The 15,887-nt window shown below is 60.4% G+C and carries 16 protein-coding genes; 15 read left to right on the forward strand and 1 reads right to left on the reverse strand.

All coding sequences use genetic code 11. From position 1 onward, the window contains the following. Positions 1 to 109 precede the first annotated feature (109 nt). The 5 genes from IC235_RS18300 (at position 110) to IC235_RS18320 (ending at position 4,552) form a co-directional block, all read left to right on the forward strand. On the forward strand, positions 110 to 1,345 hold the full coding sequence (locus IC235_RS18300; protein ID WP_191006655.1) for a metallophosphoesterase: 1,236 nt from the start codon (positions 110 to 112) through the stop codon (positions 1,343 to 1,345). Between the two features lie 442 nt (positions 1,346 to 1,787). Beyond that, a complete protein-coding gene (locus IC235_RS18305; protein WP_191006656.1) occupies positions 1,788 to 2,459 on the forward strand; it encodes a carboxypeptidase-like regulatory domain-containing protein in 672 nt (223 codons plus the stop codon). An 82-nt stretch (positions 2,460 to 2,541) separates the two neighbouring features. Next, complete coding sequence (uvsE, locus tag IC235_RS18310; protein WP_191006657.1) at positions 2,542 to 3,543, forward strand: UV DNA damage repair endonuclease UvsE; 1,002 nt, start codon at positions 2,542 to 2,544, stop codon at positions 3,541 to 3,543. 88 nt (positions 3,544 to 3,631) lie between these two features. Further along, positions 3,632 to 3,982 carry a hypothetical protein gene (locus tag IC235_RS18315; protein ID WP_191006658.1) on the forward strand — a complete coding sequence of 117 codons (351 nt, stop codon included), beginning with the start codon at positions 3,632 to 3,634 and terminating at the stop codon, positions 3,980 to 3,982. Beyond that, the gene (locus IC235_RS18320; RefSeq protein ID WP_191006659.1) at positions 3,983 to 4,552 is read left to right on the forward strand and encodes a hypothetical protein; all 570 of its coding nucleotides are present in this window, start codon (positions 3,983 to 3,985) and stop codon (positions 4,550 to 4,552) included. It abuts the gene before it with no gap. 175 nt (positions 4,553 to 4,727) lie between these two features. Here IC235_RS18320 and IC235_RS18325 read toward each other — a convergent pair whose 3' ends face one another. After that, positions 4,728 to 5,105 (reverse strand): hypothetical protein, encoded by a 378-nt coding sequence (locus tag IC235_RS18325; protein ID WP_191006660.1) that lies wholly within the window; start codon positions 5,103 to 5,105, stop codon positions 4,728 to 4,730. 127 nt (positions 5,106 to 5,232) lie between these two features. Here IC235_RS18325 and IC235_RS18330 point away from each other — a divergent pair, with 127 nt between their 5' ends. From IC235_RS18330 to IC235_RS18375, 10 genes are all read left to right on the forward strand, one after another. Then, a complete protein-coding gene (locus IC235_RS18330) occupies positions 5,233 to 5,673 on the forward strand; it encodes a hypothetical protein (RefSeq protein WP_191006661.1) in 441 nt (146 codons plus the stop codon). Positions 5,674 to 6,116: 443 nt separating this feature from the next. Beyond that, entirely contained in the window at positions 6,117 to 6,656 is a 540-nt protein-coding gene (locus IC235_RS18335; protein ID WP_191006684.1) for an RNA polymerase sigma factor, read from the forward strand. Then, positions 6,646 to 7,560 (forward strand): HEAT repeat domain-containing protein, encoded by a 915-nt coding sequence (locus IC235_RS18340; protein ID WP_191006662.1) that lies wholly within the window; start codon positions 6,646 to 6,648, stop codon positions 7,558 to 7,560. The genes IC235_RS18335 and IC235_RS18340 overlap by 11 nt, the downstream gene beginning before the upstream one ends. Next, positions 7,505 to 8,383 (forward strand): DUF4097 family beta strand repeat-containing protein, encoded by an 879-nt coding sequence (locus tag IC235_RS18345; protein WP_223847399.1) that lies wholly within the window; start codon positions 7,505 to 7,507, stop codon positions 8,381 to 8,383. The genes IC235_RS18340 and IC235_RS18345 overlap by 56 nt, the downstream gene beginning before the upstream one ends. 17 nt (positions 8,384 to 8,400) lie before the next feature. Continuing rightward, positions 8,401 to 9,264, forward strand: a complete 864-nt coding sequence (locus IC235_RS18350; RefSeq protein WP_223847400.1) for a DUF4097 family beta strand repeat-containing protein — start codon at positions 8,401 to 8,403, stop codon at positions 9,262 to 9,264. A 234-nt stretch (positions 9,265 to 9,498) separates the two neighbouring features. Then, complete coding sequence (locus tag IC235_RS18355) at positions 9,499 to 10,044, forward strand: RNA polymerase sigma factor (RefSeq protein WP_191006663.1); 546 nt, start codon at positions 9,499 to 9,501, stop codon at positions 10,042 to 10,044. A 188-nt stretch (positions 10,045 to 10,232) separates the two neighbouring features. Continuing rightward, positions 10,233 to 11,072, forward strand: a complete 840-nt coding sequence (locus IC235_RS18360) for a HEAT repeat domain-containing protein (protein WP_191006664.1) — start codon at positions 10,233 to 10,235, stop codon at positions 11,070 to 11,072. Positions 11,073 to 11,248: 176 nt separating this feature from the next. Next, positions 11,249 to 12,016 (forward strand): DUF4097 family beta strand repeat-containing protein, encoded by a 768-nt coding sequence (locus IC235_RS18365; protein WP_191006665.1) that lies wholly within the window; start codon positions 11,249 to 11,251, stop codon positions 12,014 to 12,016. 234 nt (positions 12,017 to 12,250) lie between these two features. After that, positions 12,251 to 12,994, forward strand: a complete 744-nt coding sequence (locus IC235_RS18370) for a DUF4097 family beta strand repeat-containing protein (protein ID WP_191006666.1) — start codon at positions 12,251 to 12,253, stop codon at positions 12,992 to 12,994. A gap of 344 nt (positions 12,995 to 13,338) precedes the next feature. Next, a complete protein-coding gene (locus tag IC235_RS18375) occupies positions 13,339 to 15,885 on the forward strand; it encodes a DUF5916 domain-containing protein (protein ID WP_191006667.1) in 2,547 nt (848 codons plus the stop codon). Positions 15,886 to 15,887 lie beyond the last annotated feature (2 nt).

Consider the following 15,887-nt stretch of genomic DNA (forward strand, 5'->3'; position numbering starts at 1 on the left):
GAAGGCAAATTATTGCTTAAATGTAAAGCAAAAGTGGGCCGGGTGCGTTTAAACCCCAAGCCCGCCGCGGCGTTATGCTACGGCAGCCTCGTTGGCTTTACTTCTGATTATGCGAAATCCACTAGGATGGTTGTTCCTGACCCTTATTGTCTTGGCCGAATGGTATGGGTATCAAGCCATGCGCACGCTGGTTCAGCCCCTGTCCTTAAATGCCCGGCGGGGCAGCGCGGCCGCTTACTGGCTGCTCACGCTGGGCCTGTGGGGCCTGGCTTTCTGGGCCGGCTGGACCCGCCAATCGGGCAACACGTCACTTAAGAGCTACCTGATGGCCCTGCCCTTGCTGCTGCTGGGGGCCAAGCTGATTATTTTGATTCCGCTGCTGCTGGAAGACCTTACCCGGCTGGCCCGCTGGGCCGTGGGTTCGGCCACGCGGCCCCCCGGGATGGAAGCCGAAGCTATTCCGCGCAGCGAATTCCTGGCCAAGCTGGCCGTGGGCCTGGGCGCCATTCCCTTCTTCGCCTTGTTGTGGGGGATGATAAAGGGCGCGACCGACTACCAGGTGCGCCGCGTAACCCTGCGCTACCCCAATCTGCCACCGGCCTTCGACGGCTTCAAAGTCATCCAGATATCCGATTTGCACACCGGCAGCTTCAGCTCGATCGAGCCGCTGAAGCGGGCCGTGGCTCTGATTAACCAGCAGCAGGCCGACCTCGTGCTGATGACCGGTGACCTGGTAAACAACCGGGCCACCGAAGTTGAGCCCCACATTCCGGTCCTGCAACAGATTAAATCCGATCTGCCCATTTTCTCCAGCCTCGGCAACCACGATTACGGCGACTATGTGCAGTGGGAGAGCCGGGCCCACAAGCGCGAGAACCTGGAGCGCCTGATGCGCAACCACGCCAAAATAGGCTGGACGCTGCTGAACGACACCAGCCACACCATCACGCGCGGCGACGACAAAATCGCCATTCTCGGCGTGCAAAACTGGAGCAGCCACGCCAACTTCCCCAAACACGGCAACCTGGCCCGGGCCCACGCCGCCAGCGGCGACGCTCCGTTCAAAATCCTGCTCTCCCACGACCCCTCGCACTGGGAAGCCCAGGTGCTCAACTACCCGGACATCGACCTGACGCTAAGCGGCCACACCCACGGCATGCAGTTCGGCGTGAACTTGCCGAGCCTAAAGTGGAGCCCGGTGGAGTACGTCTACAAGCAGTGGGCCGGCCTGTACGAGCAAGGCCGCCAGCGGCTGTACGTCAACGTGGGGCTGGGCTACCTGGGCTATCCCGGCCGGGTGGGCTTCCTGCCGGAAATCACGCTGTTTGAACTGCGGCGCGCTTAGCAGCGGCTAGCGTTAGCTTGCCATAACCAACTACCTCAAAGCCACGAGAGGGAGTGGTCTTTTCGCTTAGCAGGAAGGCCTTTGCCCTTTATTGACAATGAATTACGGCGGTTGGTACTCGGCTTGCCCTGACGCGCTTCCTTCGGCTGGCTGCCTCTCTAAAGGCTTCGCGCCTCAAGCGAGCTGAGGGCCAGCCCCGGAGGTGGCACGCCTCTGAAGGCAAAGAAATAGCCGCCAAACAGGAGCAAGAAAACGCTAAGTGAAAACCGGGAAAACCACTGGTACCAAAACAAAAAAACGGGGGTTTGGTCGGTGTAATCGGCCGAACCATCGGCGGAAAGCCCGCGCCTGCAACGGCGCGGGCTTTTTTTGGCTCATTGGGTTGCTTCTTTGTAGTCGCGTTTCGTGCGGTGATCAGATGTTTTTTGGTGTAGAGTATTGTATGCGTGTTAGTTGGCTAGCATTAAGCCGGGGGCTGAGCATGCTGGCGGCGTTGTGGCTGCTGGCGGGAGGCGCACAAGCCCAGGCGCCGTCGGTGCGCGTGAGCGGCAGCGTCTCGGAGGCCAGAACGCAGCTGCCCATTCCGGGCGCCACGGTTCGGGTGCAGCGCACCCGGCGCGGCGTGGCCACCAGCACCACCGGCGAGTTTGCCGTTGATGCCCAGCCCACCGACACCATCCTGTTTCGGGCCCTCGGCTACAAGGAACAGCAACTCCGCCTGGGAGGCATGGGCTTATCGCAACTGGTGGTTCGCATTCAGCTGGTGCGCGACAGCGTGCGGCTGGGCGAAGTGCAGGTTACCGCCGACCGGCCCGACCGGGCCATCATCAACCGGGCCCTGCGCAATATCAAGCGGCCCGCTCCGCCGGTGGTGAGTGGAGTCAAGCGTCCACCTAAGCCCCAGCCGCTGTTTGCCGTCGACTCCACCGCGCCCCGGGCCCCGGTGCCCACCATTGAAAGCCCGGTGAGCCTGATCTACGATCAGTTTTCGCGCGCCGGCAAGCAGCGCCGTAAGATGGAGCAGATTGAAAGCCAGCAAAAGGCCGAGAAGGCCCGCAAGGCCCGTGCCGAATACAATAAGTCGTTCAAGGATAACCGCGGCTACGAGCCGTAGAGGGCGCCGGGCCCGGCCGGATTCGCCCGGCGCCTCCTACGGCCCGGATAACTGAGGGCTGCGCTTTCCCGTAAGTTCAGGTATGAAAATCGGTTATCCCTGCGTGAATGAGGCCATGGATTGCAGTGCCGCCAATACCTTCCGGCTGGCATCGTACTCGGAAGAGCGGCTGGTGGCGGCCGTAGCGGCTAACCTGACCTGCCTGCGCCGGATGCTGGAATGGAACGTGGCCCAGGGCCTGCTGTTCTTTCGGATGGGCTCGGGCATCGTGCCTTTTGGCTCGCATGAAATTAACACCTTTCCCTGGCAAAAGCACTTCGCGGCCGAGTTTCGCGCAATTGGCGACTACATCAGGGCCAACGACCTGCGGGTAAGCTTCCACCCCGACCAGTTTGTGGTCCTGAATTCACCCAGCCCGGACATTGTCAGGCGCAGCATTGAGGAGCTTATCTACCAGGGCTCGATGCTGGATCTGATGGGCCTCGACGGCACGGCCAAGCTCCAGATTCACGTGGGGGGGCTGTACGGCGACCGAGAGCTGGCCCTCAGCCGGTTTGCCGCGGTCCACGCCACGCTGCCCGAAGCCGTGAAAGCCCGGGTGGTGGTGGAAAACGACGACCGGCTGTTCTCGCTGCGCGACTGCCTGCACCTGCACGAGCTAACGGGCGTGCCCATCCTCTTCGACAACTTCCACCACGAGTGCCTGAACCACGACGAGCCCATGCCCGAGGCCCTGCGCCTGGCCGCCGCTACCTGGCACCCCGCCCGCGACGGCGTACCAATGATGGACTACAGCTCGCAGGCCGTGGGCGAGCGTAAGGGCAAGCACACCGGCGACCTGGTCGACGACTTATTCCGGGGGTTCCTCACGGAGCTACGCGGGCTGGACATGGACCTGATGCTGGAAATCAAAAACAAGGAAGCCAGCGCCCTGCGTGCCGTGGCCATTCTGCGGGAGCTGGGCCTGAGCGCCCCCGCACCCAACGTACCCAGCCCGCCGCTCACCCTGCCGCCCGACCCCAAGGCCCCGGCCAAAGCCAGGCGCGGCAAAAAAGAGGCAGCAGCGAAAATGGAGGAGTCGTAAGCGCTCCCGCATTTCCGGGCCCGGGCCCATGGCCGGTTATTGCCTGGCTGTCCCACTACCGTTTATTTCCTCACTATCTTATCAGCCAATGTCTTTCGACCATCTCAACGCCACCGTCAGCGCCCTGAAAAACGGCCTCACCAGTCTGCCCCTGGGCTCGGCCATCGACAATGCCGAAACCTGGCAGCAGCAACTACTACAAAGCGGCGAGCCCGGCCTCAAGGACATTGCGCGCGAAATCGGCAACCTGCAGTCGTTGCTTAGCGGTGGCCTGCTCAGTGCCAGGAGCATTGGTAACTCCCTCACCATCCTGGGCAGCCAAACCAGCCAGGCCAGCGCCCAGGCGCCCGCCGAATTAAAAAAGCCTCTCACCAAGCTGGCCGATTTGCTGCGCCAGCGCGGCAGTGACTTGTTGGCCCACGCCGAAAAGTCTAAGTAGATGAAAACAAGTAAGCTGGCTTCTTGTCCTCGCCGGCTTTTCAGCGCATTAATGCTGTCATTCCTGCTGTTGGGCTGCGACAACAGCGCGACTACTCCCCACGAAAGCGCTAGGCTTAAGCAGCGCCAGCCGGCCAGCCGCTCGGAAGGGCATCCGCCGGACAACCCCCAGCAGATAACCACCGAAGAGGCAGTGCGGCTGGCGCAGGCTAAGTTCGACGCCTACTTACCCAAGATATGTTCTTCCCACGATGCGGGGCTGGATGGCAGAGAAGCTTTTACCGGGGATTTTACGGGCGATGGTGTGGCCGATGTAGCCATTTACTTTGTACTGGTTCCGAAAGAGGGGGGGAATACCATTGTTGGCCAGGGACTCACCTTGTATAAAAATACGGGCACTGGTGTAGAAGTAATGGCTGGCTTTGAACCTAATTACCTGTTTGGCTTCAATCGGATTGCCGAGGGTAAGATCGTGATTGAAAGGATAGCTTATGCGGAAAGCGACGCGCATTGCTGCCCATCCATCAGAGAGGAGAAAACATTGACAATCGAAGGGACTAGGGTTTATTGAAGACGGGCCAAGGCAACGATAAAGTAGGTGCGGCAGAAAATAGTCGGTGCGAGAAGCCCCACCTGGTGTAATCGGGTGGGGCTTGCTTATTTTAGTGTGGTGGGGCCTGGCACGCGCAGGATAACCGACAGTGAACCACGAGCGAAGCGGCTCGACTGGGTTGACCAGCCGGCTCTTAGTTCGGGGGGGCGCTGCTACTGCGGCTGCTACGAGAGCGGCTCGGTACCACCTCCGTCGACTGGCGCGGGCGGTTGTCTCTGATAAGGGGCTGTTCGCGTATGTCGGGCACGGCCGTCGGCGACAGCTCGGGCGTGGCAGCCGGGGTAAACCCGCTTTCGGGCAGCTGGCGGCTGGGCTGGGCATCGCGGTTGGTGGGAGTACGCTGCACCTCCGAGGGACCCTGAATGGTGCTTTGGTTCAGGGCCGGGTTCACGGGTGGGATGGTGGTTTGTCCTTGGCTACCACCCCGCACGGGCGCCGTGGGGTCGAAGGGAATCGTTTGGGCGTGGGCCGTGCTCGCGAATAGCAAACCGGACAATAGGTACGTTTTCATGGAATTGGTGGCAAAGAGGTAAGGCAGTAAAGCAAAAACCGGCTGCTTCGAGTGAAACAGCCGGTTTAGAATTACCTACGGCATTATACCGCGAGGAGTTATTTAATGAGATTTCTTCGACGTTTTTTTGGTTTTCGTCGATTTCGTCTTGGAAGAATGGGTGCTGGAAGTCGAGCTGCTGGGAGTGCTACCGCTGGGGCTGCTCATCGAGCCACTGCCCGCGTCACTGCCACTGGTTGAGCCCATCGAACCGCTGGTTGACCCCATGGAACCGCTGGTCGAGCCGCTGGTGCTGCCCATCGAGCCACTGGTGCTACCACTGGTGGTGCCGGCCGTCGAACCGCCGGTAGTGCCCATCGAACCGCTGGTCGAGCCACTGGTGCTACCCATCGAGCCGCTGGTCGAGCCCATGGAACCGCTGGTGCTGCCACTAGTCGAGCTCATCGAGCCACTTGTGGAGCCCATGCTACCACTGGTGCTGCCCGCAGCAGTACCACGCGAACCGCTAGTTGTACCGCTTGAGCGGGTAGAGCTACCACCAGTCGAACCCGTTGTGGTTCCGGTTTGAGCAAACGCAGCACTGCTCAGTCCTGCTGCCAACAAGGTGGCCAATAAGATTTTCGTGGTTTTCATGGTTTGGAAATTAGAGTGAAAAGGAAAGACTATTAGGATGAAGGAAAGACAGAATGACTGGTTGCGAAAACAAGTATTTTACAAATGTATCGCGAGGCCTTTACGGCTATTAGATGGTCTTAGGTTACAAAAACCGGGTGAATTATACGGGCCAATAATTTTAAGCTAGACTGTCTTACGATTATAAGCTTGACCTTATTGGTGATTTATGTTACTGATTATAAAATATATGAACTTGATAGCGCTCGGCTTAGCGGTTGTTTCAGATAAAAAAGAGCAAATTTTCTGTAACCTTTCCGGATATGGACGGTGTCCACATGCAAATACCCTAAAATCCAATTTGCTTAAAGCTTGGACTCGCTCTCGGATAATGCGCTAATGTTGCGGGTGAAAGCCGGCGAGGTGGACCGGATGGGCCTGCTCTTTGAGCGCTATCACCGCCCCCTGTTCGGTTTCCTCTACCACATGCTGGGTCGGGCGGATACCAGTGAGGACCTCGTGCAAAACGTGTTCTACCGCATGCTGAAGTACCGCCACACCTTTACCGGCGCCGGCGAGTTTCGCGCCTGGATGTACCACCTGGCCCGTAACGTGCTGGCCGACCACGTCAAGAGAAACCGCTACGCCAGCCACCATGCCGATGTGGCCGACCTCGCCGAGCACCTGAGCGGGGGCAGCAGCGCCGATGCCAGCCTGGAGCAAACCCAGGAAGTGGCGCTGCTGCACCGGGCCCTGGCTTGCCTAAGCCCCGAGCACCGCGAAGTGCTGGTCCTGAGTCGGTTCCAGGAGATGAAGTACGCCGAAATAGCCCGCGTGCTCGACACCACCGAAGGCGCCGTGAAGGTGCGCGTGCACCGGGCCATGAACGAATTAAAATCCAGCTACCTACGCCTCGAAAACCAGCGCTATGAACTGTGAACGCACCAAAGAGCAATTAGTCGACTACCTGAGTAAGCAGTTGACGGAAACAGCCCACGCTGACCTGGCGGCGCACTTGGTCGAGTGCGCCAGCTGCCGCCAGGAGCTGCAAGCCACCCAGCGCCTGTGGCAAATCCTGGGTAAGGTACCCGTGCCCGCGCCCGGCCCGCGCCTGCGCCCCGAGTTCTACGCCATGCTGGCCTCTTTTAAAGCCGAGGCCGAAGCGGCGCCGGATTACTCCCTCCGAGGGCTCCGGCAATGGTGGTCGGGGCTGCGGATCGCGCAGCCCGCACGGCGGCTGGCCTACAGCCTTGGCCTGCTGGGCGTGGGCGCGCTAGGCGGCTACTGGCTAAGCGGCCAGCGCCAGGTACCGGCAGCTGACCAGCAGCAAATCACCGCGTTGGCGACCCAGGTGGGCGAGATGCGCCAGGTGCTGCTGCTCTCGCTCATTGACAACCCCTCGGCTACCGAGCGGCTGCGGGCCGTGAGCTACACCAAGGAGCTGAACGACCCCAACAGCCGGGTAGTGAGCGCCCTGTTGAGCACGCTTAATAACGACCCTAACGTGAACGTGCGCCTGGCCACGCTCGAAGCGCTCGTGCCGCTGGCCCAGGAAGACGCCACCGTGCGACTGGGCCTGGTGCACTCGCTGCCCAAACAGCAGTCGCCGCTGGTGCAGTCGGCCCTGGCCGATGTGATGGTGCAGCTGCAAGAGCGCCGCTCAGTGAAGCCGCTGCGGGAGCTGCTCAAGCAAGCTGACCTCGACGAAACCGTCAAAGACAAAATCGAACAAACTATTCAAACCCTATCCAATGGCCGGCCCGCCGCGCCCTCAACTCCTCCCCGCCATGACCAGACCCACGTTTATCCCAAGCCTGAACACGCTCCTTTTGCTGCTGTATAGCAGTGCCTGTCATGCCCAAGGTACCCAGATCAAAGAGCAAATCAACCGGGAGTTTACGCTGACGGCCGATGCGGCCCGCAGCACGCTGGCCCTCTACAACATCAGTGGCTCGGTGCGGGTGCAGGGCTACGCTGGCAACAAAGTGGTGGTAGAAGCCACCAAAACCATCACGGCCGATGACGCCAAAACCCTGGAACTTGGCAAGAATGAAGCGAAGCTGGGCTTCACGCAGCACGGCGACAGCGTAGTGGTGTACCTGGCCGGACCCTTCGACTCGCGCCCGCTCCAAAACGACCACCGTAGTAGGGGTAGGAACCACCAGGAGATTGATTACCGCTACGATTTCGACTTCGTCGTGAAAGTGCCGTACGAGCTCAACTTGCACGTTTCGACCGTGAACCACGGGGCCGTGCTGGTGCAGGACGTGGCGGGCCTGCTGCACGTGGCCAACGTGAACGGGCCCATTACGCTCAAAAATGTGAAGGGCGCTACCCAGGCCCACACCGTGAACGGCGACGTGGATGCCAGCTACGCCACCAACCCAACCGGGGCCTCGTCCTACCACACCATCAACGGGCGGATTCGGGTGCACTACCCGGCCAGCCTGGGCGCCGACGTGCAGTTTAAGAGTATGCACGGCGAGTTTTACACCGACTTCCCCAATGCGGAAACGATGCCGGTGCAAGTCACCAAAAACAAGGAAGGGCAGGGTGGTGGCACCGTGTACCGGCTCAGCAAGGATACGGCCGTGCGCATTGGGAAAGGCGGCGCCAACCTGCGATTTGAAACCCTCAACGGCGACGTAACCGTGGCCAAGCTATAGTAAACCAACCAGCTACGATGAAGAATCTCATGCAAATGGCCCTCGCCCGGCCCGGGCGGCGGCTTAGCCTAGCCCTGCTGCTGCTTAGTAAAGCGCTGCCCGGCCTTGGGCAAGACGCCAAGGAGCAGTTGACGGTGGCGCTGAGCGCGCCCGACAAGCCCGGCTCGCTGGAAGTGGAACAGGTAAACGGCTTCATCCACGTGGTGGGCTACGGCGGCAAGGAAGTGCTGATTGATGCCGTAGCCCGGCCCCGGTCGAGCAGCCGGCGGCACAACCCAGATGCCGAGAAAGCGGCTCCGACGGGTATGCGGCGCCTGGCTGCCGGTACCAGTCTCAGCCTCACGGCCGAAGAAAAAAATAACCATGTCGAGATTTCCACCGATTCTCACCTGCATCCGGTCGACCTCACCATCAAAGTGCCCCAGCGGTTTTCGCTCAAGGTTAGCACCGTGAACAATGGCGACATTATTGTCGAAAACGTGAGTGGCGAGCTGGAAATAACCAACGTGAACGGGCCAATTCAGCTCCGGCAAGTATCGGGCTCGGCCGTGGCCAACACGGTGAACGGCAACCTCACGGCCACGTTTACGGGCCTCACGGCGGGCGCTCCCATGGCCTTCTCCACGCTCAATGGCCGGGTGGACGTAACCTTCCCGAGCACGGCCAAGGCAACTCTGAAAATGAAGTCGGAGCGCGGCGAGGTATACAGCGACTTCGAGGTGGCCGTGGACAAAAGCCCGGCCAAGGTGACCCGCACCAGCGAAAATGGCCTCACCCGCCTAAGCACCGACGCCTGGACCTACGGCAAGGTGAACGGGGGCGGCGCCGAAGTGATGATGAAAACCATGAACGGCGACATCTTCCTCCGCAAAGCCAAATAAAGCGGTTTCAAACTGCCGTCTATAGATAAGCTCGTCCTGCCGAGCTTGCCGGGGCCTCTTTCCCGCGTCACGATTCCAATTGGTGGAATTGCTCGCGCCGCAAAGGGGGCTTCGACAAGCTCGGCAGGACGTTTTTATTAGGACTGGTTCGACCTTGCAAAAAAAATTGAGGCCCGCTGTAACGAATGGCCCTAAGCCGGGTACTCCTTTCATTCCAACTCCTAACTCTGTTCTGTGAATCCCGCGAGCGACGAAGTACTAATGGCTGCCGTACGGGCCGATGACCTCGACCAACTCGTGCCCTTGTTCGAGCGTTACCACGGCCCCTTGTTCAACTACCTCACTCGCCTCACCAACGACCGCGAAACCAGCGAAGACCTCACCCAGACCGTGTTCGAGCGTATCCTGAAATACCGTAGCAGCTACCAGCCCACCCAGCCCTTCAAAGCCTGGGTGTACCAGATGGCCCGCAACGTGCACGCCGACTACTGGCAGCGCAAGGAAAAGCTGCGCGCCGCTGACGTAGACGAGGTGGAGCGAACCGGCGGCCTACGCGGCGCGGCTTTCTCCCAGATGCGCGTGAGCAGCCATCACGACGACCTGCACGAAGCCCTGGCTCTGCTGCCCCCCGCGCAGCGTGAAATCCTGGTGCTGAACCGCTTCCAGGGATTCGGCTACGAGGAAATCGGCAAGCTGCTGGGCTGCACCGCCGAGGCCGCCCGCGTAAAAGCCCACCGCGCCCTGCAAGCGCTCCGCAAAATCTACTTCGCCGGCGGGTAGAATGGTGCTTGGTTTTTGGTGCTTGGTGCTTGGTTTTTGAACAAGTGGCAGCAAATGAATAAGAAACAGCAAAACCAAGTCGGGCTTCTACTCACAAATACTTAGCAATCAATCACTAGAGCGGTGTCGGCAGACCAGCAGCCAAGCACCAGGCTCCAAGCACCAAGCACCAATAAATAAGCACCAATATGAAAACGCCCGAACTTTCTGCCTGCCACGAGATGGAAGCGTTGCTGCCGGCCTACGTCGAGCGTAGCCTGCCCGCTGCCGAGGCCGAACGAGTGGCTGCTCATTTGACCACCTGCCCGACTTGCCAGCTGCAAGTAACCCAGCTCCGCGCCCTCGGCGACGACCTGGACGCGGCCCTGCCCGAAGTACCCCGCACGGCCCTGCGGGCCAATTTCATGGCGATGCTGGAGCAGCAAAAAGCCCTGTTGCCGACGGCTCCGCCCCTCGCAGCCCCGGCGCCTCCCGCTGCCAGAGTGGTATCGATGTGGCCCACGGCCCTGGCCAACAACTGGCTGCGCGTTGCCGCCAGCCTCGTGCTGATTGCCGCCGGCATCCTGCTCGGCCGCCAGTTGCCCTGGGGTACCCGCGGCAGCGACGGTCTTGCGGCTGGCAAGCCGGCCCCGGCCGCGCTCGCTGACGCCCTCGTCGGCGACAACGGCCAACCCGTTTCGGCCAGCGACCGGATTCGGCTCGTCGCCAATTCGACCAAGGAGAAAGAGCCCGGCGATGCCACGGTACAGGTGCTTCTCAACACGCTGAACTTCGATGCTAGTCCAAACGTGCGGCTGGCGGCCTGCGAGGCCCTATACCGCCTCCGCGACGACCCCCGGGTTCGGGAAGGGCTGGTGCAATCGCTATCCATCCAGACCGACCCCAACGTGCAAATCGCCCTCATCGACATGGTCGTCTCGCTCCGGGTGCGCCGGGCCGTGCCGCAGCTCCAGCGCCTGGCCAAGCGCCCCGACGCCCTGCCCGTAGTGCGGACCCAGGCCGAAGCCGGCATTGGCAAACTCATCTAAGCTTTCAGGCCCGGTGGCCGGCCGGGGGCGCCTCAAGTTAGGACGTCGCTCTCTCGATTCGCAGTGCGCGACCTACCCATCGAAAGAACTCTTTTTCTCCCGCTTTTCTCACCCTCTTTCTGCACGCGGTGCCGGCGCCGGCACCCCAGACTTCACATTGCTTACATTTTCTCGCCATGAATAAGCTCATTTTCTTCACCATCGCGGGCCTGCTGGCGGCCCAGGCCGGGCGGGCCCAGGAGTATAAAACCAAGCTCAGCGGCAAAGACCGGAAAGTCATCATCAACATGCAGGGCAGCAACGTAACGGTGGAAGGCACCAACGGCGACGACCTCATCATTAGCGGCGACGGCTTCGAGGAAATGCCCAAGCAGGCCCAGGGCCTGCGCCCCATCTACAACTCGGCCGTGGACAACACCAAAATCGGGTTGTCGGTCACGCAAACGGGCGGCACGGTGCGCATCGCGCGGGCTTCCCGCAAGGATGCCAGCTACACTATCCGGGTACCGCGCAGCACGGCGGTGCAGTACAACCAAACCGGTTGGAACGGCGGCGACATCGTGGTGCGTGACATAACCGGCGACCTGGAAGTGAGCATGAAGACCGGCGACATCAAGCTCCTCAACGTGCCTGGACCCGTAGTAGCCAATACCGTGAGCGGCGACATTCAGGTGCGTTTCGCGCCCTTGCGCCAAGGCCCCAGCTCTATTTCCACCGTGAGCGGCGACGTGGATGTAAGCCTGCCCGCCAATACCAAAGCCACCCTGAAGATGCGCTCGGTATCGGGCGAGGTTTACACCGATTTCGACATCAACATGGGGAAAGACCAGGATGATATGCGGCATATCGGTGGCCAAGTGGTTGATGGCAGCATTAACGGCGGCGGTACCGAGCTCTCGCTCAAAACGGTGAGCGGCGACATCTACGTCCGCAAAGCCAAGTAAGCCGGGCTGGTCGCCCCGGCCCGGCGAATGGAAAAGCGCGGCGCCGGGAAAAGCAACCAAACGCCTTGTACCAGAGCCTTTATTAAAAGACAATATCCGGCGGAGTCGAAGGATTTCAGCCACGAGGCTAACTCGAAGATGCCGACGAAGCAGCAGGGCTGCTTCCGCTCCGCCGGGCGCTCAGGAATTTCACTACTCAACCCAGCTAACTGCTCACCTTCATCTTTCTGCACCATGCGCCGCTTTCTATTCCTCCTGTTGCTGGTTCTCGCCGCGAGCGGTAGCCAGCGGGCCTCAGCCCAGAAAATCATTGAGAAAACCGCCAATCTGGCCGCTGGCCAGCGCTTATACCTTAATCTGCGGCAGGCCAGCAGCATTCGTGTGCGAGCCGGGGCCAGCGGTAAAATGACGCTGAAAGCCTCCGTCAGCATCAATCAAAACAAGCTCAACGAGGCCCTGCTGCTCACCGTGGAGCAGTCCGGCGACGAACTCAGGATGGTCTCCGCTTTTGATAAGGAAGTGTTGCGCAACTCCCAACCCGGCGACTGCCCCAACGGCGGCTCCTACTACGGCGATACGTTCATCATCGACGGCAAAAATGACGGCGGGCGTAAGGACGGCTGGTCGGCAAACCAGGTGTGCGCCGTGATCGACTACGAGATTACGGTGCCCGCCGAGGTGGCCCTGCGCGTAAACACCCTCAGCGGCAACATCGACATCGCGGGCCTCACGGGCCCCATTGAGGCGAAGTCCTTAAGCGGATTTGTGGACGTGGCCTGGCCCGCCACGCGGGGCGCCGAGCTGTCGCTCAAAAGCATTACCGGGGAAGTGTACACCGACCAGGAAATTGCCTTCACCAACCTGCGGGAGAAGAATCCCATTGTGGGTTATCAGCTTCATGGCACGCTCAGCGGTAGCGGTCCGCTCGTCAAGCTGGAATCCATCAGCAATGACGTGTATTTCCGCAAACGGAAGTAACCATTCCTACTAGCTGCAGTTTCCACGCGAAATGGGCCCGGTTTGGCTGCCGTTGGGAAAATTATTGATTGGCTAACCGAAAACCAACCGGAGCTTATGCCTGCCCTGCGCGTGGGGTAGGCGCAAAACAGTGGGACCGGGGCGCTGCCGGGAGCTGAGTCTGCAAGCTCGCTCCCGGCAGTAGTGGCTGGGGGCTGCATACTGGTGAGTGACTAGCAGTCCGACTAAGCCCGCCCCGCCCCGTTGTTTGGGCGTCATGCCGACCAACAGATTAATTTTGAAGTATTTTGGAACACCCCTTACAACTATAGCTCCGTCTTATGCTATTTCTTTTTACTCGGCGTGTGCTCTTTCTGCTATTAGGGGCTTGGGTGGGGGCCCTACCGGCCACTTGGGCGCAAACCCTGCCGCCCGGGACTACCCCTGCGGCTACGGCGGCCCCCAAGCGCCAGTTGGCGGCCGTGCGTATCAACGAGCCGATTAAGCTCGACGGCACGCTCAATGAGGCGGTGTGGCAGCAGGCCCGGCCCGCCACCGACTTCATCCAGAACCGGCCTAACCCCGGCCCTCATGAAAAGCACCCGACCGAAGTACGCGTGCTCTACGACGACGCAGCTATTTACGTGGGGGCCGTGATGCACGACGTCTCGCAGGATTCCATTCCGCGGGAATTGACGGCGCGCGACAACTTCGGCAACACCGACTTCATCGGCATCTTTCTCGACACCTACTTCGACCAGCTCAACGGGTACGCCTTCTTCGTGACCACCGGGGGCGTGCAGATGGATGCCCGCTACTCGCCGGCCGGCGGCGAAGATTTCAACTGGAACGCCGTGTGGGAGAGCCGCACCTCGCTGCGGGGCACCGATTGGGTGGCCGAGATGCGCATTCCTTACTCGGCCATCCGTTTCAGCACGGCGGAGGAGCAGCGGTGGGGCCTGAACTTCATGCGGCAGCGCAAGCGCGACAACCAGGCGTTTTTTTGGAACGAGGTGAAGCCGGCCGTCGACGGGTTCGTGAACCAGTGGGGCGAGCTAACGGGGGTGAAAGGCGTAAAGCCGCCGCTCCGGCTTTCGCTCACGCCCTACGTGTCGAGCTACGTCAACCACAACCCGTTGAATGCTGAAGGCACCAAGCGTACCAGCACCAGCTTCAACGGCGGGGCCGACGTAAAGTGGGGCATCAACGAAAGCTTCACCCTCGACGCCACGCTGGTGCCGGATTTCGGGCAGGTGCAGAGCGACAACCAGGTGCTCAACCTTTCGCCCTTTGAGGTGCAGTTCAACGAAAACCGGCCGTTTTTTACCGAAGGCACCGAGCTGTTTAACAAGGGTAACCTGTTTTACTCGCGCCGGGTGGGGGCCCAGCCCGTGGGCTTCGACGACGTGAAGGTCGGCACCAACGAGTTTGTGCTGCGCAACCCCGCCGAAACGCCGCTGCTCAACGCCACCAAAATCTCGGGCCGCACCAGCAAGGGCCTGGGCGTAGGCGTGTTCAACGCCCTGAGCAACGACGTATACGCTACCATCCGCAACCGCGAAACCGGGGCCGAGCGCGAGGTGCTGACTCAGCCGTTCAGCAACTACAACATCGCGGTGCTCGACCAGAGCCTGAAAAACAACTCCTACCTGAGCCTCATCAACACCAACGTGACGCGGGCCGGCCAGACCTACGACGCCAACGTGACCGGCGGCCTGTTCCGCTTCGCCAACAAGGCCAACAGCTACGCCCTCGACGGCCGGGTGGTGTACTCCCGACGCCGGGGCACCAAATTCGGTTCCGAGGAGCAAATCGATGACCAGGACGGCTACAAGTACCGCGTGGGCTTCGGCAAAATCGGGGGCACCTTCACCTGGTACCTGAGCCACGGCATCGAGTCCAACACCTACAATCCGAACGATTTAGGCATCCTGTTCGGCAACAACAACATCACGCAGTCGCTGGACCTGAGCTACAACAAGTACCAGCCTTTCTGGAAGGTGAACAACTTCTACCTGTTCGGTAACCTCAGCCACACGCTGCTCTACAAGCCCACGCTTTACCAGGCGGTAAACTTCTATCTGGGCGCGAACACCACCTTCACCAAAAGCTTTAATCAAATAGGCTTCGACTTAAATGTGGACCCGGTTACGCACGACTTTTTCGAGCCCCGGACTAATCCGCTGGGTGAGTACTACGTGCGGGTGCCCGGCAATGCCCGGATAGTGTGGTTTATCAATTCCGACTCGCGCAAAAAGTTTGCCTGGGGCCTGAATGCCGGGGTGCAGCATTATAACCTCGACGGCCGCCTGCCCCGGGCCCGCCGGGGCGGCTACAGCTTTGGCGCCTACCCGCGCTACCGTCTCAACAACCACCTTACGTTCCGCTACAGCGTGGATTGGAGCCTGCGTACCAACCAGATCGGCTACGTCAACGGCGGCCTCGATGCCGGCGAGCCGCTCGACCAGCCGTTTATCGGTCAGATTATGCTCGGCCGGCGTAACGTGACCACGCTGTCGAACATCGTGTCCGCGGCCTACACATTCACCAATCGCATGTCGTTCACGCTGCGCTTGCGTCAGTACACCAGCAACGTACACTACCACGATTTTGCTGCGCTGGGCCGGGATGGCGAAGAGCAACTGGTCGCTTACCAGCGCAACCGCGACAACACCTATAACGCTTTCAACGTCGATGCGGTGTATTCCTGGTGGTTCGCGCCCGGCTCGCAGCTGAGTATCGTTTGGAAAAATGCGGGCACTACGTATCTGAAGGCTGAGGAAGCTACACCCCAGTTTTTCGATAATTTCAATAACACCATCAACACGCCCCACAATAACTCGGTGTCGGTGAAAGTGCTGTACTTTCTCGACTACCTGGCGCTGCGGAAGCGGCCGATGAACGGCGGGTAAGG

The sequence above is a fragment of the Hymenobacter montanus genome, assembly GCF_014699115.1.
GTDB lineage: Bacteria > Bacteroidota > Bacteroidia > Cytophagales > Hymenobacteraceae > Hymenobacter > Hymenobacter montanus.